The organism is Rhizobium sp. SL42 (assembly GCF_021729845.1).
In the GTDB taxonomy this organism is placed as follows: domain Bacteria; phylum Pseudomonadota; class Alphaproteobacteria; order Rhizobiales; family Rhizobiaceae; genus Allorhizobium.
Window position 1 is genome coordinate 149,877 of sequence record NZ_CP063399.1, and the last position, 22,025, is coordinate 171,901.

Genomic DNA, 22,025 nt, shown 5'->3' on the forward strand with positions numbered 1-22,025 from the left:
GTTCGTCGGGATCGAGGCTTACGAGGCGGCAGGCGGTGCGATCACTGGAATACGCAGATTGCCGATGAACACCCGGTTGATAAGCATTTTAAATGCAGAAAGGATGATGCCTCCTCGCTTCCTATTCCCTAAAGAGAGAATAGACGCCGATTGGCTGGTCGATGCCCCGAAGCAAATGATTCCCCATATATTCCGAACGGTCTTGGCAACCCGCTAATCTGACGAAGGCGTCAGAGCATAGAACCGTGCATTTAAGTTCCTTCGCCAAGCCCTCGATGCGGGAGGCCGTGTTTACAGCAGGCCCGATCACTGTAAAATCCAACCTGTTCCGCGACCCGATGTTGCCATACATGACTTCGCCGACATGGACACCGATACCGTAGCCGACCACAGTTCGGCCGCACTCTAAATTTCGCTCATTCATCGCCGCAAGCGACACTCTCGCTTCGTCAATCGCCCTGATCATCGCTTGGCAGATAGTGACATTTTCGAGAGGGAAGATCGCCAGCACCCCATCTCCCATAAATTTCAAGATCTCTCCTCCATTGGCCTGAATTGGCTCGGCCAGAGCGTCGAAATATCCGTTCAGAAGACTGATCGTCTCGTCGCGGCTCAGCTTACAGGATAGTGCCGTAAAATTTCTAAGATCGCACATCATGATTCCCGCATTCACGGTAGCTCCACTGCCTCGCCTCGTGACGCCTTCCAAGATCTGGTTACCTGCACGGGGGCCGACATAGGTATCCAGCAGGGTTTTGGCTAACTGGTTCTTCAAGCGAATTTCGGTAACGAGCGCCAGGGCCGGGAGCAGTCCTCTGAGAGTGCTGATGTGCTGTGAACGAAAGCCGCCTGGAACATCGCTCAAGAAGGTAACGAGATGTCGCCTGTCACCCGTGTGATCGAGCGGTAACGCGATATAGTCGGTTAGACCTTCCGTCCGAAGTCCCGTGTAGATGGGATATTCCTTTGAGCCAGGCAGCGCTTTTTCAAGATGCTGCCGGACTTCGTCCGCACCGTCTATTATCGTTTTGAAAGGACTGAGGGTAAAAGCTGTTGTTTCTTCCACTTCGTAGGCAACGCTTTCAGTTCTACAACCCAGAATTGCCGCCTGCCATAGAATGCGAGACCCCAACCATTCCGGATTGTGAGTTCTAAAGTGAAGAGATGCTCGCGCAAGCGGAAGACCGGAACTCGCTAGCTTGACACACAAATCCACAAAGATCTTCTCTAAGCTAAGTTCGGTACGGGTTCCGACCAGCAGCCATTGAAGAATTTCATCCTCTTTAACTAAGGTGCCGCTATGCGCCGCCCGATCCTGTCGCATGTCCCCTCCTCTCGCATAAGCGACAGGTGTCGTGGCTTCGATCGCCGAATGTATCATTTATCGTCGAGGCGCAACAATTACATCCCTGCATCGGTCAAACAATGCCGGCCCTAAGTGTGCTGGCGATCAGATGCATTCTGTTCTTGGCACCGGTCTTCAGCATGGCATTTGCTATGTGGATGTTCACCGTCGCATCGGCGATTCTACACAGCCGACCAACCTCGACGGAGGTATGCCCTTCGGCGATCAGAGCTACGATCTGGAGCTCACGCAAGGTAAGGCCGAGCTTGTCGGGCCTCCTCAGGTCATCGGGGTTAGCCAATCGATCGGAGATTTGCGTCATCGTCCTCAGAGCCTCCAGATCGTCTCCCCAGGCGACCAAGGCAGTGGGCGTAGACAGACCCTGCCACCGAAGGACCAGCCCGGAAATACTTGGCTTCGCCTGCGTATGTAGCGAGAACCAAAGCTCTCGTCCGAACTGCGCCGCTTTTGAAAGCGTCGATATCAGTCTATCAAGGGTTTCACCCGGAAATGCCTCGATCACCGGCCCGGGTGAAGACCATAGAGTCCGGCGTCGGTCGAATGCCGGCCACAAAGCGTCTGACGGGTGTTCCCCTGCCGTTGTTCCGCCCCCGCCCATGCGCGAGGTGCAAGTTCGATGGGTCGATCTACGACCTGATCGACTGCGCCTCCCTCGCAACGGCCCACATGAAGCCACTCAGCTCACGGGCAATGGCGGTACAAACCACCGTCGTTCGCTTTCCTCGTCCGGTCAACGTTCGATAACGAGCCGTCAACCGGCTCTGAGCCTTCCATGCTATCTCCCGCACTTTCGGAGGCACTTGCTCCAGACGGTGCAGTTTCCTCGCGCCAACCTTTGGCGGATGGCGATATGTCCAAGCACTCTCTCGACCAGCATGTGCCGAACCCGACCGTTGTCTGCCTTGGTGATTGAGTCGCGTCTGACCGTCTCACTCGCTGATCGCTCACCAGGAACCAAACCGCGGTAGCCCATAATTGGCGGGGGCTTTCAAATCGGGTCACGTTTCCGACCTCCGTGGCGACGACGACGGCGACGGCGACGGCGACGGCGACGAACAAATCCACCCCTCGCAACGTCTGCAGAGCTCGAACGACTGGGGCCAGCGACCAGGTCGGAATGAACTCCTCGATCACCTTCTCCAACCATTCGACGCGCTCTTTCGAGACGCGCACCGCCTCGACCATTTCCTGAAGTGCTATTTGATGCGCCAGATGCTCGAACTGTTGCTCCTACAGTCAACGCAGGTAGCGCATCGTCCAGCCCTTCTTGCGTGGATAGATCCGACTTTGTTTGAGCACAAAGGCACTTATCTGTTGCCGGTGAACCCGTAATGCCTCGACAGCAGCAGCTCGAGCACGAACAAGATCGCGCATAGCTTCATGGCCCTCGTCGGGAACCCACACCGCCGTTAGCTCGCCAGCGCTCAATAGTCGGGCGAGCGCAAGCGTATCGCGACGGCTCGTCTTCACCCGGTCGCCAGGCTTCCTCGGGATCAACGACGGGGCGACAACCATACATCCATGACCAAGCGACGGGATCAGCCGATGGAGGCCGTAACCCGTCGGGCACGCCTCGTAGCAGCAATGTACGTGATCAAACTTCGCGTTTATTCGCTGGATTGTGCGGCCCATGCTGGTATCGGATGCATCAACCTCGCCGAAATAGCGGACCTCTCCGTCCCGGCCGGGTTCGGCAACAGCAATCGCATTCTTCAGCTTGGCGACATCGATTCCGACAAAAGCTTCTCTATAATCTGCCACGGCTCGTCCTCCTGTTATGAGGATCGGCTCGGCCCGTCCGAGCACTCCCTCGGAAGACCGGTGTAGGGCGGAGCCACCTCAGGCTCGAAGACGGCCCTACGCAAAGGCAGGGGTCACACAATGTCCAGACCAGACAAACATAAGCTGTCAATGCTCTCCTTCAACACGCTGTAGCTGGACGGCGGCAACGAGGTCGGCATTTCCTACTGCTCCAAATTCTTCAGATAGATCGACAGCAACTGCGTCTGCGAGGAAATGCCGAGCTTGCGGTAAACGTTGCGGCGGTGGACTTTCACCGTGCCGGTGGAGATGCCGAGCCTGAGGCCGATCGATTCAGAGGAATGGCCCTGCAGAACAAGCTCGATGATCGATGCTTCGCGTTCCGTCAGGTTGAGATTGCGCCAGACCCGGTCTGCCGCCGGGTGGAGTGGTTTGCGTCCGCCCTTGCCCTGCCTCAGTGCCGCATCGAACCGGCGGGCAAGGTCTGCCCATGCGTGGCGCACCAATCCGGCCACCATCGGCTCGGCCTTTTTGACCAGCGCGAACTCCGCCGCCGAAAAGGCGCCCGACTTTTCCCGGCGCATCAGCGACAGAACCACTGTGATGCCGTCCTCCAGCGCGATGAAAAAACCGATCTCCTCGGCGAGGCCGGTCTGTGTGTAATAGCTACGAAAATACTCACTGGAAAAAAAGCGATCCGGGGTGAGTTCGCGCATCCGCCAGACGCCCGGCTTCGGCTCCCGGGCGGCGTGATAGAACGGGTCGAGCAGGAACGGGCCGGCCTGATAGAGGCTGACGAAGACGACATGTTCGTCCGGTGTGAACGTGCTGTAGAGATCGAGCGGTCGCTCCTTCTCCCTATAGGCAAAGATCACGGCATAGTCGAACGCGACCAGTGCTCGCATCAATGAGTGGAAACCGCCGCCTGCCTCGTCGTCGCTGGTTCCGGCCGCGCCGATCATCGGACCGATCGTCTTGAACAACGCTTCCAGGTCAATGCCCATGCGCCCCACCAACCTTGCAAAAAAGAACGGCAATTGCCTCCGGCACATACACCTTCCACAGCAGCAAACGTCTTAAAATACCTCTTTCGGGGTATATACCGCAAACAGCCTGCTTGAATAGGTTAATGACAGACGGTGAGAAACGGGGCAGTCGCAGGATTGTCCGGTATTCTAAAAATACCCGCGGGGAATTGATACGTGACAGCCGCTCCAGCGAACGACATCGAGTTCCGTTCGGTCACCAAGCGCTATGGTAGCGTGACCGCCGTATCGGACATCAATCTGGCCGTCCCCAAGGGCGCGTTCGTAGCGCTGCTTGGCCCCTCCGGCTGCGGCAAGACCACGTGCCTTCGAATGATCGGCGGCTTCGAGCAGCCCAGCGAAGGCACGGTGCTGATCGACGGTCGCGAGATGAACGGTGTGCCGCCCTACCGGCGCGCCGTCAACATGGTGTTCCAGCACTATGCGCTCTTCCCACACTTCGATGTGGAGCAGAACGTTGCATATGGTCTGAAACAGGCGCGCCCGAAGTTGGCGGCATCCGAAATTTCGGCGCGGGCACGTGAAGCCCTCGAAATGGTCCGCCTTGTTGGCTTCGAAAAGCGCCGCATCCATGAAATGTCCGGTGGCCAGCAACAGCGCGTGGCGCTCGCCCGTGCTATCGTCAACAAGCCTTCGGTGCTTTTGTTGGACGAGCCGCTGGCGGCGCTGGACAAGAAGCTGCGTACCGCCATGCAGATCGAGCTTCAGACCTTGCAGCACGAACTCGGCATCACCTTCGTGCTCGTCACCCACGACCAGGAAGAGGCTCTGTCGATGAGCGACATGGTCTGCGTGATGAATGCCGGTCGCATCGTCCAGATGGCCAGGCCACAGGAAATCTACGACCGGCCGGCCGATCTCTTCGTCGCCGATTTCGTCGGCAAGACCAACCGGATTGCCGCAACCATCGAGGCGGATGGATCGACGCTGCGCCTGTCGAACGGCATGGCGCTGGCTGCGAAATGCGGTTTGAAACCCGGCGTGGCGACCGTAGCGCTGCGACCGGAAGCGATCGAACTGAGACGGCAGCCAACGGGCGACAGCAGCCAACTGGCCGGCACAGTCACCCACCGCATCTTTCTCGGTTCCACCGCCGAATACCAGATCAGCGTCGACGGCCTTGGCGATTTCCTCGTTACGGCCGACAGGCGCAGCGTGCAGGAAAGCGACCTCGTCGAACCGGGCGAACGGGTCGTACTGAGTTTCGACCCCGGCAAAGTGCATGTTTTTCCGGCCTGAGGAATGGCCGTACACGTCAAGACAAAAAAGGGAACGAAGTCATGACAAAGTGGTACAGAGAAAATGCCCCGATCACTGCAGAAAATCTGACGGAAGAATGGATGCGCCTGAAGCGCGGCTCGGTCACCCGCCGCCACTTTTTAGGCGTCACCGGACTTGGTCTTGCCGCAGCAGTCCTTGCCCGCCAGCCGGGCATCTTCAGCTCGCCGGCTTACGCTCAGGACCTCGGAACAACCATGTCGATCGCCACCTGGCCGAACTATCATGACCCGGCAACCTTCGAGGTCTTCACGGCCGCGACCGGCGTTGCCGTCGAGGTCAACGTCTTTGGCTCGAACGAGGAAATGCTCGCCAAGCTCCAGGCCGGCGGCACAGGCTGGGATCTGTTCGTTCCGACCAACTATACGATCTCCACCTATGTGAAGCTCGGCCTGATCGATCCGCTCGACATGTCCAAGCTCCCGGCCTTCTCGCAAGCCTCACAGTCAGCCCGCTTCACTTCGGAAGGTGCCGTCGACGGGACGACCTATGCCCTGCCGAAGAACTGGGGCACGACCGGCATGGCCGTCAACACCTCAAAGATAAAGACAAAGATCACCTCCTGGAAGGACTTCTTCGAGGTCGCCATGACCGAAGCCGACAACCGCGTCATGGTGCACGATTACCAGTTGACGACGATCGGCAGCGCGCTGGTTTCGCTTGGCTATTCCTTCAATTCGATCAAGCCGGAAGAGCTTGCCAAGGCCGAGGAACTGCTGATCAAGGTCAAGCCGCATCTCTACGGCATCAATAGCGACTACCAGCCAGGCATGCGTGCCACTGATGCGTGGATGACCATGTGCTGGACCAATGACGGTGCCCAGCTCAACCGCGACATGCCGGAGATCGCCTATATCCTTGGCACCGACGGCGGCGAGATCTGGACAGACTTCTACGCGATCCCGAAAAGTGCCGCCAACAAGCCGGCCGGCTATGCCCTGCTCGACTACCTGATGACGCCGGAAAACGCTGTCAAGGAACACATCGCCAACGGTGCGCCAACCACCGACAGCCGCGTGCTCGCTTTGCTTCCAGCTGACGTCACCTCGAACAAGATCGTCTATCCGGACGAGGCATCGCTCACCAAGCTCGAATTCGGCGCTGCCGTGACGCTGACCGATCCGGCACGCGCGGAACTGATGGCCCGCTTCAAGTCGGCTTGATTTCTCTTCTCCCCAGCGGGGAGAAGGTGGCCCGAAGGGCCGGATGAGGGGGCCGAAGACGATCATCCGAATATGACGTGCGCCTCCGGCTACGCCGTCGCCCCCCTCATCGCCTCACTGCGTTTGGCACTTCTCCCCGCTGGGGAGAAGAGATAGGCCGCAGACCCAGTGCACTACAAATACTCGACAGACGATTCAGCGACCGAAAGTACCAACTCCATGCCCCTCACCCCGGACAGAAAACGACAGCTTACGACCGCCGCACTCGTCGCGCCGGCCGGCCTGTGGCTGTCTGTCTTTCTCGTCCTGCCGTTCATGGCCATGGTGGTCTTCGCCTTTGGCGAACGGGCGCCGGAGGGCGGCTATCAGGCGGCCTTCACCTTTGCCCAATTCGCCAATCTTCCCTCGCGTGCGGCGGCCTTCTGGAACACAATGATGATCGCGCCGGTCGGCACCTTCCTCTGCCTGATCGTCGCCTATCCCGTCGCTTATTATCTGGCGATCAAGTCCAATCAGAAATACCGGCTGGTGCTCGTCTCGCTCGTCGTCGTGCCCTTCTGGACCAGCCTCTTGGTGCGCACCTATGCCTGGATGTATATCCTCGGCTCGCGCGGCATTCCCAATCTGCTCGGCATGATCGGCATTGAAGACGTCAGGCTCCTCAACACGCAAGGCGCGGTGCTGCTCGGCATCGTCTACGGCTACCTGCCGCTGATGATCATGCCGATCTATGTCAGCCTTGAAAAACTCGATCGCCGCCTGCTCGAAGCCTCGGCCGATCTCGGCGCCAAGCCGGTCTCGACTTTCTTCGGCATCACCCTACCGCTATCGCTTCCCGGCGTCATGACAGGGGTGGGGCTGGTGACCATTCTCCTCCTCGGCGAATACCTGATCCCGCAGCTTCTCGGCGGCGGCAAGGTATTTTTCATCGGCAATGCGCTGGTCGATCTCTTCCTGCAATCGCGCAACTGGCCTTTCGGCTCGGCGATCGCCGTGACACTGGTGGTCGTGGTGGTCATCGTCCTCAGCGTCGCCATGCGCATCGCCTGGAAAGTCTCCGGCTCCAGACAGGTGGATCTCGTCTGATGCGCGCGCTCGTCACCTTCGTCTACCTATTCCTCTACGCGCCGATCGCCCTGGTCGTGCTGTTCTCGTTCAACGCCGGCCGCAGCGCCAGCGAGTTCACCGGCTTCTCAACCATGTGGTACGGCAAGGCACTCGGAAACACCTTCCTGATCACCGCCTTGCAGAACAGCCTGATGATCGCCTTCACCAGCGCCGTGCTCGCCGCCGTCTTCGGCACGATGGCAGCGCTCGGGATGCAGCGGCTGAGCAGCCGCGGCCGCGCCATCTTCGACGGGTTGTTTGCCGCTGCCATCGTCGTGCCCGGCGTCGTCATCGGCATTGCAACGCTGGTGGCGCTGGTCGAGGTCTTCTCCTTCCTCAATCCGGCGCTGGCTTCGACCTGGCCCGGCGACAAGCCGCCGCAGCTTGGCCTCGGCTATGGATCGATCATTGCCGCCCACGGGCTGTTCTCGCTGTCGCTGGTGACCATGATCGTCAAGGCGCGCATCGCCACCCTCGGCCGCGATATCGTCGAGGCCTCGAGCGATCTTTACGCCACGCCGTTCACCACCTTCCGCCAGATCGTGCTACCGCAGATCCTGCCATCGGTGCTCGCCGGTTTCCTGCTCGCCTTCACGTTTTCGTTCGACGATTTCATCGTCGCCTTCTTCGTCGCCGGCTCGAAGACGACGCTGCCGATCTATGTCTTCGCCTCGATCCGCCGCGGCGTGACGCCGGAGATCAATGCGATCGCGACCATGGTTCTGGTCGCCTCACTTCTGCTCATCCTCATCGCCCGCGTACTGATGCGGGACAAGACAATAAAAGCGCAGGCCGGGGAGTAGACTATGATCCTGAAAGACCGGATCGCCATCGTTACTGGCGCCGGCTCCGGCATCGGCCGGGCGGGTGCTATGATTATGGCCCACGAAGGCGCCCACGTGGCCGTCGCCGACCGCAATGCTCCGGGTGCGGCAGAGACTGTGTCGATGATCCGCGATGCTGGCGGCAGCGCCGAAAGCTTGATCTTCGACGTCACCGACGACATTTCGCTAGAGGCGGGTATTGCTTCCGTTCTGAAACGCCACGGCCGCATCGACATCCTCCACAACCACGCCGGCGCGCAGATTGCCGGAGATCTCGAGCAGGTGGAGGTTGAGGGCTTCGATCTCTCCTGGAGCCTGAACGTGCGCGCCCATTTCATGGCCGCCCGCCTCGCCATGCCAGCGATGAAGGCGCAAGGGTCCGGCGTCATCCTCAACACCTCGTCCTCTTCCGGCGTGCTCTACGACCGCGAAATGATCGCCTACACCACCACCAAACACGCCGTCATCGCCATGACCCGGCAGATGGCCGGCGACTATGCGCGTTTCGGCATCCGCGTGAATGCGCTCTGCCCCGGCTGGGTCGATACGCCGTTCAACGGCCCCTTCATCGCCCAGATGGGCGGGCGCGATGCGATCGAAGCCTATGTGCGCGAAAAGGTGCCGATGGGGCGATGGGCCCAGGTCGAGGAAATCGCCGAGTCGATCCTCTTCCTCGTCTCCGACCGTTCATCCTACATGACCGGCCAGATCCTGGTTGTCGATGGTGGCGAAGCCGTCATCTGACATTCTGAACTCATGGCGTTTGTCCTCCAACGTAGCAGAACCATGTGACCGCCTTTAGACCCCATCAGGGGTGAGTAGCGGCCTGCACAATGGCAGAGTGAGGTCGCTAGAAAACTCTCTGGAGGCCAATCATGCCAATGACAGCAGATCAAACTCAAGCACAGACTGCTAGCCGAAGGCCTCAAGCCCGGTTGTCGCTAAAGTTACCGCTTCGATCGCCGAAGCGGGCGGCGGCCTTTCCATCGATAACTATCGTCATGCCTCACCCCATGCGCTCGGAGGCGTAGGAGCCGGGGCTTGCCGGGAACACCACCGTGCGGTTGCCGTTGATGAAGGTGCGGTGATGGATATGGGCATGGATCGCCCGCGCCAGCACCTGGCTTTCGACATCGCGACCGATCGAGACATAGTCCTCGGAAGACTGGGCATGGGTGATGCGGGCGACGTCCTGCTCGATGATCGGACCTTCATCGAGATCGGCGGTGACGTAATGCGCGGTGGCACCGATCAGCTTTACGCCACGTTCGAAGGCCTGCTTGTACGGGTTTGCGCCCTTGAAGCTTGGCAGGAAGGAGTGGTGGATGTTGATGATCCGGCCGGACATCTTCTGGCACATCTGGTCGGACAGGATCTGCATGTAGCGGGCCAGCACGATCAGCTCGGTGCCGCTCTGCTCGACGATGGCCATGATGCGAGCTTCGGCTTCCGGCTTGTTGGCCTTGGTCACCGGGATGTGGTGAAACGGGATGTCGTGATTGACCACCACTTTTTGATAGTCGAAGTGGTTGGAGACGACACCGACGATCTCGATCGGCAGGGCACCGATCTTCCAGCGATAGAGCAGGTCGTTGAGGCAATGGCCGAAGCGCGAGACCATCAGCATGACCTTCATGCGATGCGTGCTGTCGTGCATCTCGGCGGTCATGCCGAATTTCTCGGCGATCGGCGCAAAGCCCTGGTCGAGTTCGGCACGGCTGGTGCCCTCTTCCGAGATGAAAGAGACGCGCATGAAAAACATGCCGGTTTCAAGATCGTCGAACTGCGATGAGTCGACGATGTTGCAGCCCTTGCCGGCTAGATAGCCAGAGATCGCGGCGACAATCCCGCGCGTCGACTGGCAGGAAACGGTCAATATATATTTCATCGTCATGCTCCGGAAACGACCATGCGGATGGAAGGCACGGCACGCCGCCCCCGGTCACGATCAGTCTGCGTGGACAGTGTAAGGTCTCGGCTAAGCCGATGCCCGGAACAGGTCCGGGCATGGCCTTGGTTGAGACAGAAAGGTCAGACATCAAGCGTGGTCTGGTGCTCCCAAGCGGTAAACTGTGAGCAATAGGTATTCCACTCTCCGCGCTTCAGCTTGAGATAGGCAGCGGAAAACTCGCTCCCGAGCGCAGCCTGCAAATCCTCGTCCGCCTCATAGGCGCGCAGCGCATCGAGCAGGTTGAGCGGCAGCTTCGGCGCATCCTTCACCAGGTGGCCATCGCGGTACATGTCAATGTCGTGATGCGGACCCGGATCGGCGTCGCTCTTCAGGCCGCTCAAGCCCGCCGCGATGATGATGGCCTGCAACAGATAGGGATTGACCGCACCGTCAGGCAGGCGCAGCTCGAAACGGCCAGGGCCCGGCACGCGCACCATGTGGGTGCGGTTGTTGCCGGTCCAGGTCACGGTATTGGGTGCCCAGGTCGCGCCGGAGATTGTCCGCGGCGCGTTGATGCGCTTGTAGGAATTGACCGTCGGATTGGTGATCGCGGCCAGCGCCGAGGCATGTTTCATGATGCCGCCGAGGAAGGTCTTGCCCTTGGCAGACAGGCCGAACGGCATGTCCCTGTCGGCAAAGGCGTTCATCTTGCCGTCGAGATCCCATACGGAGATATGGGCATGGCAGCCGTTGCCGGTCAGGCCCTTGAAGGGCTTGGGCATGAAAGTGGCGCGAAGCCCGTGTTTCTCGGCCACGGATTTGACCATGAACTTGAAGAAGGAGTGCTTGTCGGCCGTCTTCAGCGCGTCGTCATATTCCCAGTTCATCTCGAACTGGCCGTTCGCGTCCTCGTGGTCGTTCTGGTAGGGCTTCCAGCCGAGTTCCAGCATGTAGTCGCAGATTTCGGCAATCACATCATAGCGGCGCATCAGCGCCTGCTGGTCGTAGCAGGGCTTTTCTGCCGTATCGAACTCATCGGAGATCTTCTCCCCATCGGCCGAGATCAGGAAGAACTCCGGTTCGACGCCGGTCTTCACACGCAGACCCAGCTCTGCCGCTTCCGCGACCAAGCGCTTGAGCACGACGCGCGGCGCCTGTTCCACCGGTCTGTCATCCATGACGCAATCGGCGGCAACCCAGGCAACATCCTTCTTCCAGGGAAGCTGGATGACCGAGGAGGCATCAGGAACGGCAAAGAGGTCGGGATGTGCGGGCGTCAGGTCGAGCCATGTGGCAAAGCCCGCAAAACCCGCGCCATCCTTCTGCATGTCGGCGATCGCTTCGGCCGGCACCAGTTTGGCGCGCTGTGCGCCAAAGAGGTCGGTATAGCTGATCATGAAATATTTGATGCCGCGCTCGGCGGCGAAGCCTGCAAGATCCTGTGTCACGTCGTTCCCCTGTTTTTATGGATTGAGACACATCGGTTGAAAAGAAAAATGGCCGCATCCCTGGGAGAAGGATGCGGCCATTCAGGTGTTAGAAGCCTCCCTTCCCGGGATACCAGCTGGTGCCGGCGAGAGGGATCTGCGCCATGGCGGCAGCTTCCATGGTCAGTGCGCAGAGATCCTCCGGCTCGAGATTGGTCAGCTTGTTCTTGCCACAGGCCCGGGCAATCGTCTGGGCCTCCAGCGTCATGACCTTGAGGTAGTTGGCAAGCCTGCGTCCGGCGGCGACCGGGTCGAGGCGCGCGGCCAGTTCCGGATCCTGGGTGGTAATGCCGGCCGGGTCCTTGCCTTCATGCCAGTCGTCATAGGCGCCGGCGGTGGTGCCCAGCTTCTGGTATTCCTCTTCCCACTTCGGATCGTTGTCGCCGATCGCAACCAGCGCCGCGGTGCCGATGGCGACCGCATCGGCCCCCAGTGCCAAGGCCTTGGCGACATCCGCGCCCGAGCGGATGCCACCGGAGACGATCAACTGCACTTTGCGGTGCATCCCGAGATCCTGCAGCGCCTGCACGGCGGGTCGGATACAGGCAAGCGTCGGCATGCCGACATTCTCGATGAACACGTCCTGGGTGGCGGCCGTACCACCCTGCATGCCGTCGAGCACGACGACGTCTGCACCGGCCTTCACCGCAAGGGCCGTGTCATAATAGGGACGGGAGCCACCGACCTTGATGTAGATCGGCTTTTCCCAGTCGGTGATCTCGCGCAGTTCTAGGATCTTGATTTCCAGATCGTCCGGGCCGGTCCAGTCCGGGTGACGGCAGGCGGAGCGCTGGTCGATGCCCTTGGGCAGGTTGCGCATGTTGGCAACGCGGTCGGAAATCTTCTGGCCGAGCAGCATGCCGCCACCGCCGGGCTTAGCGCCCTGGCCGACCACGATTTCGATTGCATCGGCGCGGCGAAGGTCCTTCGGGTTCATGCCATAGCGCGACGGCAAATACTGGTAGACCAGCGTCTGGCTGTGACCGCGTTCCTCGTCCGTCATGCCGCCATCACCGGTGGTGGTCGATGTGCCGGCAAGCGTTGCACCTCGGCCAAGCGCTTCTTTGGCGTTGCCAGACAGCGCGCCGAAGGACATGCCGGCAATGGTGATCGGGGTCTTCAGATGGATCGGCTTCTTGGCAAAGCGGGTGCCGAGGACCACGGACGTATCGCATTTTTCCCGATAACCCTCGAGCGGGTAGCGCGAGATCGAGGCACCGAGGAACAGCAGGTCGTCGAAATGCGGCACCTTGCGCTTGGTGCCGCCGCCGCGGATATCATAGATGCCGGTGGCGGCCGCACGGCGGATTTCGGCCAGCGTATGGTCATCGAAGGTGGCGGACTTGCGCGGCGGGGTGAACGGGTTGTGATAGCTCATGGCTGTTCCTCGCCTCAATACGCGTCGGCGTTGTCGATGTTGAAATTGTAGAGCTTGCGGGCCGAGCCGTAACGCTTGAACTCTTCCGGCTTGACGTCGGTGATGCCGGCCTGCTGCAGAAGCTCGGCAAGCTTTGCCAGATGTTTGGGCTTCATCTGCTTTTCGATGCAATCGGCGCCGAGGCTTTTTACCGTGCCGCGTATGAAGAGCTTTGCCTCGTAGAGACTGTCGCCGAGCGCTTCTCCTGCATCGCCGCAGACGACCAGATGACCCGACTGGCCCATGAAAGCAGACATATGGCCGATCGAGCCATGCACGACGATGTCGATGCCTTTCATCGAGATGCCGCAGCGGGACGCCGCATTGCCCTTGATCACCAGGAGGCCACCGCGCCCGGTGGCGCCAGCATATTGCGAGGCATCTCCCTCTATGATCACGGTGCCCGACATCATGTTTTCGGCCACGCCCGGGCCGGCAGACCCATGCACGGTGACGGTTCCGCCATCGTTCATGCCGGCGCAGTAGTAACCGACCGAGCCTTTGACCTCGACGGTGACCGGTGTGTCGATGCCGACGGCAACTGAATGGCTGCCGCGCGGATTGATCACCTCAAAGGCTGTATCATTGGCGCCCTGGCCGAGTTTATGCAGGGCACTGTTGAGTTCGCGAAGCGGCGTTTGGGAAAGATCGAAGATAGGCATCGGGCAAACTTCCTTGACGTAACGGGCTCAGGCATCAGGCAGCCTTGCCGTGATCCCAGAAATAGACGGTGGCCGGCTCCGGCTCCCAGACGAGGGCTGTCTCGATGCCAGGCAGATTGACCAGAGCGCGATATTCGGAGCCGAAGGCCACATATTGATCGGTCTCGGCCATGACGGCAGGCTTGCAGGCGATCGGATCACGCACCACGCCGAATCCTGATTTTGTGCCGACGACGAAGGTAAAGAAGCCGTCGAGATCGTCGAGCGCGCCGGTCAGCGCCTGACCGAGATCCTTGCCCTTGGCCATTTCAGCGGTGAGATAGGCAGCGGCCACTTCCGAGTCGTTTTGCGTTTCAAAGGCCATGCCTTCCCGCACCAGTTCGCGGCGCAGGTTGTTGTGGTTCGACAGCGAGCCATTGTGCACCAGGCACTGGTCGGCGCCGGTCGAGAACGGATGGGCGCCCAGCGTGGTGACGGCACTTTCGGTCGCCATGCGCGTATGGCCGATGCCATGCGAGCCCGACATCGAGCGGACATCAAAGCGGGCAACGACATCCTTCGGCAGGCCGGTCTCCTTGAAGATCTCGACACTCTCCCCCGAGCCCATGATACGCACGTTTGGACGGATACCGGCGAAGATGGCGCGTATATCGGCAAGCCGAGACACGTCGACTTCGACCACCGCATGGGTACTCTTGACAATGACGGATGCGGAAATCCCAGCCTTGCCGAGATCGGCCTCCAGCCCGGCAAAATCGACTGCCGGCTCCGCCGACTGGATCGTGACCTTGGCCCTGCCTTGGGCCGCACCGCGATAGATTGCGATGCCGGCCGAATCCGGCCCCCTGTCGGTCATGACAATCAGCATGTCGGACAGCAGCGTCCCGAGCTGCGGTTCGAGCGCCTTGTCTTTGAGGAACAAACCAACGATGCCGCACATGGCTGTCTTCTCCAATTTTCCGTGAAGACAGACCTAGCAGTGGCCGAAAACAAAATCAACCTTAGAGAATAAATTTTTCTTTTAAGGCAACTATCGCTGTTGCGGATAGGCGATGATCGAGAGATAGCGCGCCGGCAGTTTCACCAGTTCCTCCGGCCCATGCGGCGCATCTGCGTCGAAGAACAGGCTGTCGCCGGCTGCCATCCGGTAAAGGCTGTCGCCATGGCGATAAATCACCTCGCCCTCGAGCATGTAGAGGAACTCCATGCCCTCGTGCTGGAAGGTCGGAAAGACGTCCGATTCCGCGTTCAGCGTGATCAAATAGGGTTCGACGACGACGCCCGAGGTGTTGTTCTCGATGTGGCCGAGTAGACTGTAGTGGTGACCGGCACGGGTGCCGCGGCGCTCCAGGTTCACACCTTCGCCGGCCTTGACGAAGCTAGCACTGCGCGGTTCCTCAAAGCCGCGAAAGAAGGCGGTAATCGGTACGCCCAGAGCCTTCGACAGGGCCTGCAATGTGGTCAGCGAGGGCGAGATATTGCCGTTCTCGATCTTCGACAGCATGCCGACCGACATGCCGGTCGCCACCGCCATGTCGGCCACTGTGATGCCGAGTTTCTTGCGATAAATGCGCACCTCGTGTCCGATCGCCATTTCCAGATTGTTGGCGCGTGGTTCGCGGACGGCGTGCGGGTCCTGGGCAAGTGCCGCCTTGGCAGGGTTCGCCTGTTGTTTCCCGCTCTTTGCCATCTTTTGTCTTCCTCCCAGCCTCGGCACGTCTCAAGACATATGCTTGCTTGCTCTAGCGGATTTTGGCGTCAGGCCAAAATGGTCTTTGAAGACGCGGGAAAAATGTGAGGCACTCGAAAAGCCGGTGGCGAAAGCAAGTTCAGATAGCGAGAGCGGACTTTGCTCCAGCAGGCGCCTGGCATGATCGAGCCTGATCCTCCGATAAGTGGCGTGGAAACTGATGCCTATATGCTCCGCGAACAACCGATCAAGATGTCTCGGGCTCACGGCCGCGATACGTGCCATTGTGCGACGGTCAAGCGGCTGTTCGATTGTCGTTTCCATTTTCTCAAGAACGGTGATCAGAGCCGGGTGATGGGTACCGTAGCGTTGGCTGGAAGATCCCCGTTGAGGCGCCGTCGGTTCGGCAACGGCCGTATGCAGATACCAGTCGCTGACCCGGCGGGCAAAAGCGGAGCCCATCCGACTTCCGATGACGGCATGCATCATGTCGAGCGGCGCGACGCCACCGCCGCATGTAACCCGGTCACCATCAATGACGTAACGCGCCTGACGCGGTGACAAATTCGGAAACGCTTCGCACAAGGCCGGAGCGTGTTCCCAATGGATGGTGAAATCTCGACCATCGAGCAAGCCGGCAGCCGCCAGAATGAAGGATCCACTGGAAATGCCCCCGATGCGCACCCCTTGGCGGGCAAGTCGGCGCAGCAGCGGCAGAAGGTTGGCCGTTTCGCTCCAGTCTTCCGGATTGCCTCCGGCGACCACGAAGACGGTGTGGCAGAGCGTGCCGACGATGGCGAGGTCACCGCAGGGAACTTCAAAACCTGACGAGGATGGAACCGGCCGGCCACCGATCGACAGCGGCTTAGCCTCGTAAAGTGTGGTCTGGGCGAGCAGGTTTGCAGCCCGCAGGGGTTCTGTCGCCGACGCATAGGACATCAACGCAAAATTCGGGACCAGCACGAAACCGTAGCGCTGGGTGGTGGAAAGGGAGACCGTCATGTCTCTAATCTATCCCAAAACGGCTCTAATCTGCAATTTAAGTTTCCGACGCACCCCTAGGCTGAGCATCATTCTTCGAACCGGGCAAACACGGATGCGATATTCGGCACTTTCGATCTTTCTCAATGGGCTGTTCGGCAACCGCAATTGGGCTGCCCACTGGCGCCAGCCAGAGCCGAAACCGCACTACGACGTGATCATTGTCGGCGGCGGCGGTCATGGACTGGCAACAGCCTATTACCTGTCGAAGACATTCGGCGTCCGCAACATCGCCGTGGTCGAAAAGGGCTATATCGGTTCGGGCAATGTGGGCCGAAACACCACCATCATCCGCTCCAACTATCTGCTGCCCGGCAACAACCCCTTTTACGAGTTTTCGATGAAACTCTGGGAGGGCCTCGAGCAGGACTTCAATTTCAACGCCATGGTTTCGCAACGTGGCGTCCTCAACCTCTTCCACTCGGATGCGCAGCGCGACGCCTATACGAGACGCGGCAATGCTATGCGGCTCCACGGAGTGGATGCAGAACTCCTGGACCGTGCGGCTGTCTGCTCGATGTTGCCTTTTTTTGACTATGACAATGCCCGCTTCCCCATCCAGGGCGGTCTCCTGCAAAGACGCGGCGGAACGGTACGCCATGATGCCGTAGCCTGGGGCTATGCCCGCGGTGCCGACGGCCAGGGTGTCGACATTCTGCAGAATTGCGAGGTCACCGCTATTCGCCGCGAGGGTGGAAGGACCATCGGCGTGGAAACGACACGCGGCTTCATCGGCTGTGGCAAGCTGGCCGTCGCAGCCGCTGGCAACTCCTCGCGGGTTGCCGAAATGGCGGGCCTCAAACTGCCAATCGAAAGTCACGTGCTTCAGGCTTTTGTCTCGGAGGGGCTCAAACCCTTTATCGACGGAGTCGTCACCTTCGGCGCCGGGCACTTCTACGTCTCCCAGTCTGACAAGGGTGGGCTTGTCTTCGGTGGGGATATCGACGGCTACAACTCCTATGCACAGCGCGGCAATCTTGCGACCGTCGAGCATGTCGCAGAAGCGGGCAAAGCCTTGATCCCTGCCCTTTCGCGGATCCGCGTGCTGCGCTCCTGGGGTGGGATCATGGACATGTCGATGGACGGATCGCCCATTGTCGACCGCGTCCATCTCGACAACCTCTTTCTGAATGCTGGCTGGTGTTATGGCGGCTTCAAGGCGACGCCGGCCTCCGGCTATTGCTTTGCCCATCTGATTGCAAAGGGCGAGCCGCATGAGACCGCGCGGGCCTTCCGACTTGATCGCTTCCGCCGCGGTTATCTGATCGATGAAAAGGGCCAGGGTGCCCAACCGAACCTTCACTGAGTTTTCCGAAAGCGCAACGACGATGGCCAGCCGTATCCCTTGCCCGCATTGCGGGCTTCGTCCCAAGGAAGAATTCACCGTGAAGGGCGCCGCCTTGACGAGACCTGGTACCGAGGCCGGAGCGGAAGCCTGGCACGACTATGTGTATCTGCGCGACAACCCGCGGGGTGCGTACGAGGAATACTGGCACCACACGGCCGGCTGCCGACGCTGGCTGGTCGTGGCACGCAATACGGCGACGCACGAGATCGAGTCCTGCCGGGATGCATCCGACGCAAAGGCGGTGACGGCATGAGCTCTCACCGTCTCGACAATGGCGGCCTGATCGACCGAACCGCTCCGCTCAACTTCACCTTCGACGGACGCGCGATGAGCGGCTTCGCCGGTGACACGCTCGCTTCCGCGCTTTTGGCAAATGGTCGGCAACTTGTGGGACGCAGTTTCAAGTACCACCGCCCGCGCGGCATTCTTACGGCAGGATCGGCCGAGCCCAACGCCCTGATGACAATTGGCAGCGGCGGCCGTACCGAGCCGAATAGCCGTGCCACGATGCAGGAGCTTTACGAAGGCCTCGAGGCGCGCAGCCAGAACCGCTGGCCCTCTCTCGATTACGATATCGGTGCCGTAAATGGCCTTTTGTCTCCCTTTTTGTCCGCGGGCTTCTACTACAAGACATTCATGTGGCCGGCAAAGTTCTGGGAGAAGCTTTATGAACCCGTCATCCGCAAGGCGGCGGGGCTTGGCCGTGCCACTTACGAGGCTGATCCTGACGCCTATGAAAAATGCTGGGCCCATTGTGATCTGCTGATTGTCGGCGGTGGTGCCGCTGGCATGATGGCAGCATTGACAGCCGGGCGCGCCGGAGCACGCGTCATCCTTGTCGATGAAAACGCCGCTATTGGCGGTTTCCTCTTGAGCGAGACGGCAAACATCGGTGGGCAGACGGCAGCGGCCTTCGTCGCCGGTGTCGTCAATGAACTTGCCTCGCTGGACAATGTCAGAGTGATGCCGCGCACGACGGCTTTCGGCTGGTACGACGGCCAGGTGTTCGGTGCCGTGGAGCGCGTCCAGAAGCATGTTGCTTGCCCGGACGCAAACCGCCCGGTCGAGCGCCTCTGGCGGATTGCGGCTAGAAAGGCAATCCTGGCGACGGGATCGGAAGAACGCCCTTTGGTCTTCGGCGGCAATGACATTCCCGGCGTCATGATGGCCGGTGCCATGCGCACCTATCTGAACCGCCATGCCGTCGCACCCGGCCGGAAAACCGCAATCTTTACGACAAATGATAGTGGCTATGCCCTGGCTGCGGACCTGGAAAAAGCCGGTGTCGAGGTTGCCGTGGTCGTCGACAGCCGCCGCGACGCTGCGATTGATTTCAAGGGTAACGGGCGGCGCTTGCAGGGCGGGTTCGTGGCAAACGTTTCGGGCAACAAGCGTGTCGAAGCGATCGAGATCTGGCGCGAAGGGCAGACCGAGCGGTTTGCGGTGGACAGCCTTGCAATGTCAGGCGGGTTCTCACCCGTGATCCATCTCGCCTGCCATCGCGGCGGCAAGCCACGCTGGTCGGATGACCACGCAGCCTTCATCGCGCCGGACGGACTGGCGGATCTGCAGATCGCGGGTGCCGCTGCCGGTGCATCGGGTATCAGGGCCGCCATGCAATCGGCCAACGAGATGACCACAAAGGCTCTTGCCGAGCTTGGCATTTCTACCCGGGCCTGCGATATCCCAGCGGTTGAAGGAGACACGGTATCCGCGCCGGCCCGACCGCTCTGGTCCATTCCCGGCATCAAGAGCAAGGCCTTCGTCGACTTCCAGAACGATGTTCATGTCAAGGATCTCGGCCTAGCGGTGCAGGAAGGTTATGGGCACGTGGAGCTCGCCAAGCGCTACACGACGAATGGAATGGCGACCGACCAGGGCAAGCTGTCGAACATCAACGCGATCGGACTTCTCTCCGAAGCAAGACGCATCCCGCCCGCCGAGGTCGGCACCACCACGTTCCGGCCGTTTTATACGCCTGTCTCCTTCGGGGCCTTGGCCGGGGCATCGACCGGCAAACACTTCCAACCGGTGCGCAAGTCACCACTGCATGATTGGGCGGCACAGCAAGGCGCAGCCTCCGTCGAGACCGGGCTCTGGTATCGTTCGGCCTGGTTCCCGAGGGCAGGTGAAACCCACTGGCGGGAAAGCGTCGACCGGGAAGTCAGGAATGTTCGACAAAATGTCGGCCTGTGCGATGTCTCGACATTGGGGAAGATAGAGATCTGCGGGGCGGATGCCGCCGAATTCCTCAACCGGGTCTATTGCAACGGTTTCCTCAAGTTGCCGGTCGGCAAGGCCCGCTATGGCCTGATGCTGCGGGAGGACGGCTTCATCTATGATGACGGCACCACCAGTCGGCTTGGCGAGAGCCGCTACTTCATGACCACGACGACCGCCTATGCGGCGGGCGTGATGAACCATCTCGAATTCTGTGCCCAGGCGCTCTGGCCCGAGCTCGACGTCAGGTTGGCATCCGTCACCGACCAATGGGCGCAAATGTCCATAGCCGGACCAAAGGCGCGCGCCGTGCTGCAGCAAATTGTCGATGCGGATATCTCCAATGATGCCTTCCCCTACCTTGGCGCCAGGGAGGTATCGCTCTTCGGCGGACGGCTGACAGGACGGCTGTTTCGCATTTCCTTTTCGGGTGAACTCGCCTACGAACTCGCCGTCCCGGCCGATTTCGGCGAGAGCGTCGCCGATGCCATCATGCGGGCAGGCGAGGCTCATGGCATCTGTGCCTACGGCGTCGAGGCTTTGTCGGTCTTGCGGATCGAAAAAGGCCACGTCACGCACAACGAAATCAACGGCACTGTCGTCCCGGCCGATCTTGGCATGGCAAAGATGGTCTCCATGACCAAGCCGGACTTCATCGGCAAACACATGGTGCTGCGTGAGGGACTGGTCGATCCAGACCGCCTCCAACTCGTCGGCATCGTGCCACTCGACCCATCCGCAAGCTTCCGAACGGGAGCCCATATCCTCAAGAAAACCGCCGCCGCAACGCTGGAAAACGATCAAGGCTACGTCTCCTCAAGCTGCTTCTCGCCGCATGTCGGCTCGACCATTGGCTTGGCATTGGTGAAGGGTGGCGCATCCCGCCACGGGGAGGAAGTCCAGATCTGGAACGGGCTGCGCAACGAATTCGCCATGGGGCGACTGGTGAGCCCAATTTTCATAGATCCTCAGAACGAGAAGCTTCATGTCTGAATTTCCTACCTCCCCGGACCGTTTGAGGTCCATGGACATCGAGCGCCGTTTGCCACTGGCGGAGCTTGCCCGCATACTGGGCGACGGCACCCGATTGAACGTGCTGACGGAAGGCACGTTGCTGCTGCTGCTCTCGCGTCCTGGCTGTGTCGACAAAGACTGGATCGGGCAACATCTCGATGCAAGATCGCCCGCAGATCTGAGAGCCTTCAGCCCCGGCCAGTGGTTGCTCGTCTCAGACCATCTGCTCGATCACGCCGCGATTGCGGAAGCGCTGCGGGAAGGGATGGATGTTGTCGACCAGAGCCACGGCCGGGTTCGGCTGGAACTCGAGGGACGGAACGTTCAGACCGTTCTGGCGCAAGCCACCGGGCTCGACCTTCATGGCGCCCCTGTGGCCCTTGAACGATCGGCAACGACGATGATCGGGCATATCGGTGTTCATCTCACCCAGACAGGGGCGGACGTGTTCGAACTGATCGTCATGCGCAGCCTCGTCGAAAGCCTGGTGGAGGAGATTGCCCTGATGTGCCGCCATCCAGCGGGTCCGGCATGAGCTGATCATCCGGCTGCTTTCAGAGGCTCAGAGCCGAGAGCGACGAGCGCTGCCCCATCTGGCAGCACTCGTCGCAACGCTTTGTCGAAAGATGGAGAGATGGGATCTCGACCGAAGATCACAGCAGCTTGCTGTCCATGTGAACCTCACGACCCTCTATCCCATCTCCTTCAAG

At 60.2% G+C, this 22,025-nt stretch carries 19 protein-coding genes and 1 pseudogene; 9 read left to right on the forward strand and 11 right to left on the reverse strand.

Annotated elements, in window-relative coordinates; all coding sequences use genetic code 11:
• Positions 1 to 121: 121 nt before the first annotated feature.
• The 4 genes and pseudogenes from IM739_RS23020 to IM739_RS23035 form a co-directional block, all read right to left on the reverse strand.
• Positions 122 to 1,324, reverse strand: coding sequence for an adenylate/guanylate cyclase domain-containing protein (locus tag IM739_RS23020; RefSeq protein ID WP_237371961.1), 1,203 nt, complete (start codon positions 1,322 to 1,324; stop codon positions 122 to 124).
• A 94-nt stretch (positions 1,325 to 1,418) separates the two neighbouring features.
• The gene (locus IM739_RS23025; protein WP_237371962.1) at positions 1,419 to 1,667 is read right to left on the reverse strand and encodes a helix-turn-helix domain-containing protein; all 249 of its coding nucleotides are present in this window, start codon (positions 1,665 to 1,667) and stop codon (positions 1,419 to 1,421) included.
• Between the two features lie 325 nt (positions 1,668 to 1,992).
• Positions 1,993 to 3,127, reverse strand: a pseudogene (locus IM739_RS23030) (IS110 family transposase).
• A gap of 203 nt (positions 3,128 to 3,330) precedes the next feature.
• Positions 3,331 to 4,131 carry a LuxR family transcriptional regulator gene (locus tag IM739_RS23035; RefSeq protein ID WP_237371963.1) on the reverse strand — a complete coding sequence of 267 codons (801 nt, stop codon included), beginning with the start codon at positions 4,129 to 4,131 and terminating at the stop codon, positions 3,331 to 3,333.
• A 198-nt stretch (positions 4,132 to 4,329) separates the two neighbouring features.
• On the opposite strand from IM739_RS23035, the gene IM739_RS23040 reads away from it, so the two are divergent.
• From IM739_RS23040 to IM739_RS23060, 5 genes are all read left to right on the forward strand, one after another.
• Positions 4,330 to 5,412, forward strand: a complete 1,083-nt coding sequence (locus IM739_RS23040) for an ABC transporter ATP-binding protein (RefSeq protein WP_237371964.1) — start codon at positions 4,330 to 4,332, stop codon at positions 5,410 to 5,412.
• A 41-nt stretch (positions 5,413 to 5,453) separates the two neighbouring features.
• Positions 5,454 to 6,614 (forward strand): polyamine ABC transporter substrate-binding protein, encoded by a 1,161-nt coding sequence (locus tag IM739_RS23045; RefSeq protein ID WP_237371965.1) that lies wholly within the window; start codon positions 5,454 to 5,456, stop codon positions 6,612 to 6,614.
• Positions 6,615 to 6,833: 219 nt separating this feature from the next.
• Positions 6,834 to 7,700, forward strand: a complete 867-nt coding sequence (locus tag IM739_RS23050; protein WP_237371966.1) for an ABC transporter permease — start codon at positions 6,834 to 6,836, stop codon at positions 7,698 to 7,700.
• Positions 7,700 to 8,524, forward strand: a complete 825-nt coding sequence (locus IM739_RS23055; RefSeq protein ID WP_237371967.1) for an ABC transporter permease — start codon at positions 7,700 to 7,702, stop codon at positions 8,522 to 8,524. The genes IM739_RS23050 and IM739_RS23055 overlap by 1 nt, the downstream gene beginning before the upstream one ends.
• A 3-nt stretch (positions 8,525 to 8,527) precedes the next feature.
• Positions 8,528 to 9,289 (forward strand): SDR family NAD(P)-dependent oxidoreductase, encoded by a 762-nt coding sequence (locus IM739_RS23060; RefSeq protein ID WP_237371968.1) that lies wholly within the window; start codon positions 8,528 to 8,530, stop codon positions 9,287 to 9,289.
• Positions 9,290 to 9,551: 262 nt separating this feature from the next.
• On the opposite strand, the gene purU is transcribed toward IM739_RS23060, so the two are convergent.
• The 7 genes from purU to IM739_RS23095 all read right to left on the reverse strand — a co-directional run bounded on the left by purU (position 9,552) and on the right by IM739_RS23095 (position 16,694).
• Complete coding sequence (purU, locus tag IM739_RS23065; protein WP_237371969.1) at positions 9,552 to 10,433, reverse strand: formyltetrahydrofolate deformylase; 882 nt, start codon at positions 10,431 to 10,433, stop codon at positions 9,552 to 9,554.
• Between the two features lie 143 nt (positions 10,434 to 10,576).
• The gene (glnT, locus tag IM739_RS23070; RefSeq protein WP_237371970.1) at positions 10,577 to 11,884 is read right to left on the reverse strand and encodes a type III glutamate--ammonia ligase; all 1,308 of its coding nucleotides are present in this window, start codon (positions 11,882 to 11,884) and stop codon (positions 10,577 to 10,579) included.
• Between the two features lie 88 nt (positions 11,885 to 11,972).
• Positions 11,973 to 13,301: an FMN-binding glutamate synthase family protein gene (locus IM739_RS23075; protein WP_237371971.1), complete on the reverse strand. Its 1,329-nt coding sequence runs from the start codon at positions 13,299 to 13,301 to the stop codon at positions 11,973 to 11,975.
• A 14-nt stretch (positions 13,302 to 13,315) separates the two neighbouring features.
• The gene (locus IM739_RS23080; protein ID WP_237371972.1) at positions 13,316 to 14,002 is read right to left on the reverse strand and encodes a GXGXG domain-containing protein; all 687 of its coding nucleotides are present in this window, start codon (positions 14,000 to 14,002) and stop codon (positions 13,316 to 13,318) included.
• A gap of 34 nt (positions 14,003 to 14,036) precedes the next feature.
• Positions 14,037 to 14,942, reverse strand: a complete 906-nt coding sequence (locus IM739_RS23085) for a class II glutamine amidotransferase (protein WP_237371973.1) — start codon at positions 14,940 to 14,942, stop codon at positions 14,037 to 14,039.
• A 90-nt stretch (positions 14,943 to 15,032) separates the two neighbouring features.
• Positions 15,033 to 15,692: a helix-turn-helix domain-containing protein gene (locus tag IM739_RS23090; protein ID WP_237371974.1), complete on the reverse strand. Its 660-nt coding sequence runs from the start codon at positions 15,690 to 15,692 to the stop codon at positions 15,033 to 15,035.
• A 30-nt stretch (positions 15,693 to 15,722) separates the two neighbouring features.
• Entirely contained in the window at positions 15,723 to 16,694 is a 972-nt protein-coding gene (locus IM739_RS23095; protein ID WP_237371975.1) for a GlxA family transcriptional regulator, read from the reverse strand.
• Positions 16,695 to 16,788: 94 nt separating this feature from the next.
• Here IM739_RS23095 and IM739_RS23100 point away from each other — a divergent pair, with 94 nt between their 5' ends.
• Genes IM739_RS23100 through IM739_RS23115 form a run of 4 tightly spaced genes read left to right on the forward strand, consistent with a single transcriptional unit; the run spans position 16,789 to position 21,850 of the window.
• Positions 16,789 to 18,039, forward strand: coding sequence for a sarcosine oxidase subunit beta family protein (locus IM739_RS23100; protein ID WP_237371976.1), 1,251 nt, complete (start codon positions 16,789 to 16,791; stop codon positions 18,037 to 18,039).
• Positions 18,040 to 18,061: 22 nt separating this feature from the next.
• The gene (locus IM739_RS23105) at positions 18,062 to 18,334 is read left to right on the forward strand and encodes a sarcosine oxidase subunit delta (protein WP_237371977.1); all 273 of its coding nucleotides are present in this window, start codon (positions 18,062 to 18,064) and stop codon (positions 18,332 to 18,334) included.
• Positions 18,331 to 21,294 (forward strand): sarcosine oxidase subunit alpha family protein, encoded by a 2,964-nt coding sequence (locus IM739_RS23110; RefSeq protein ID WP_237371978.1) that lies wholly within the window; start codon positions 18,331 to 18,333, stop codon positions 21,292 to 21,294. Before IM739_RS23105 ends, IM739_RS23110 begins: the two co-directional genes overlap by 4 nt.
• On the forward strand, positions 21,287 to 21,850 hold the full coding sequence (locus tag IM739_RS23115) for a sarcosine oxidase subunit gamma family protein (protein ID WP_237371979.1): 564 nt from the start codon (positions 21,287 to 21,289) through the stop codon (positions 21,848 to 21,850). Before IM739_RS23110 ends, IM739_RS23115 begins: the two co-directional genes overlap by 8 nt.
• Positions 21,851 to 22,025 lie beyond the last annotated feature (175 nt).

Excerpts from the sequence above, each read along its gene's own strand:
- IM739_RS23020 (WP_237371961.1), bottom strand. The coding sequence starts at position 1,324 with ATGCGACAGGATCGGGCGGCGCATAGCGGCACCTTAGTTAAAGAGGAT.
- IM739_RS23025 (WP_237371962.1), bottom strand. The coding sequence starts at position 1,667 with ATGACGCAAATCTCCGATCGATTGGCTAACCCCGATGACCTGAGGAGG.
- IM739_RS23035 (WP_237371963.1), bottom strand. The coding sequence starts at position 4,131 with ATGGGCATTGACCTGGAAGCGTTGTTCAAGACGATCGGTCCGATGATC.
- IM739_RS23045 (WP_237371965.1), top strand. The coding sequence starts at position 5,454 with ATGACAAAGTGGTACAGAGAAAATGCCCCGATCACTGCAGAAAATCTG.
- IM739_RS23050 (WP_237371966.1), top strand. The coding sequence starts at position 6,834 with ATGCCCCTCACCCCGGACAGAAAACGACAGCTTACGACCGCCGCACTC.
- IM739_RS23055 (WP_237371967.1), top strand. The coding sequence starts at position 7,700 with ATGCGCGCGCTCGTCACCTTCGTCTACCTATTCCTCTACGCGCCGATC.
- IM739_RS23060 (WP_237371968.1), top strand. The coding sequence starts at position 8,528 with ATGATCCTGAAAGACCGGATCGCCATCGTTACTGGCGCCGGCTCCGGC.
- purU (WP_237371969.1), bottom strand. The coding sequence starts at position 10,433 with ATGAAATATATATTGACCGTTTCCTGCCAGTCGACGCGCGGGATTGTC.
- IM739_RS23075 (WP_237371971.1), bottom strand. The coding sequence starts at position 13,301 with ATGAGCTATCACAACCCGTTCACCCCGCCGCGCAAGTCCGCCACCTTC.
- IM739_RS23080 (WP_237371972.1), bottom strand. The coding sequence starts at position 14,002 with ATGCCTATCTTCGATCTTTCCCAAACGCCGCTTCGCGAACTCAACAGT.
- IM739_RS23085 (WP_237371973.1), bottom strand. The coding sequence starts at position 14,942 with ATGTGCGGCATCGTTGGTTTGTTCCTCAAAGACAAGGCGCTCGAACCG.
- IM739_RS23090 (WP_237371974.1), bottom strand. The coding sequence starts at position 15,692 with ATGGCAAAGAGCGGGAAACAACAGGCGAACCCTGCCAAGGCGGCACTT.
- IM739_RS23095 (WP_237371975.1), bottom strand. The coding sequence starts at position 16,694 with ATGACGGTCTCCCTTTCCACCACCCAGCGCTACGGTTTCGTGCTGGTC.
- IM739_RS23100 (WP_237371976.1), top strand. The coding sequence starts at position 16,789 with ATGCGATATTCGGCACTTTCGATCTTTCTCAATGGGCTGTTCGGCAAC.
- IM739_RS23105 (WP_237371977.1), top strand. The coding sequence starts at position 18,062 with ATGGCCAGCCGTATCCCTTGCCCGCATTGCGGGCTTCGTCCCAAGGAA.
- IM739_RS23110 (WP_237371978.1), top strand. The coding sequence starts at position 18,331 with ATGAGCTCTCACCGTCTCGACAATGGCGGCCTGATCGACCGAACCGCT.
- IM739_RS23115 (WP_237371979.1), top strand. The coding sequence starts at position 21,287 with ATGTCTGAATTTCCTACCTCCCCGGACCGTTTGAGGTCCATGGACATC.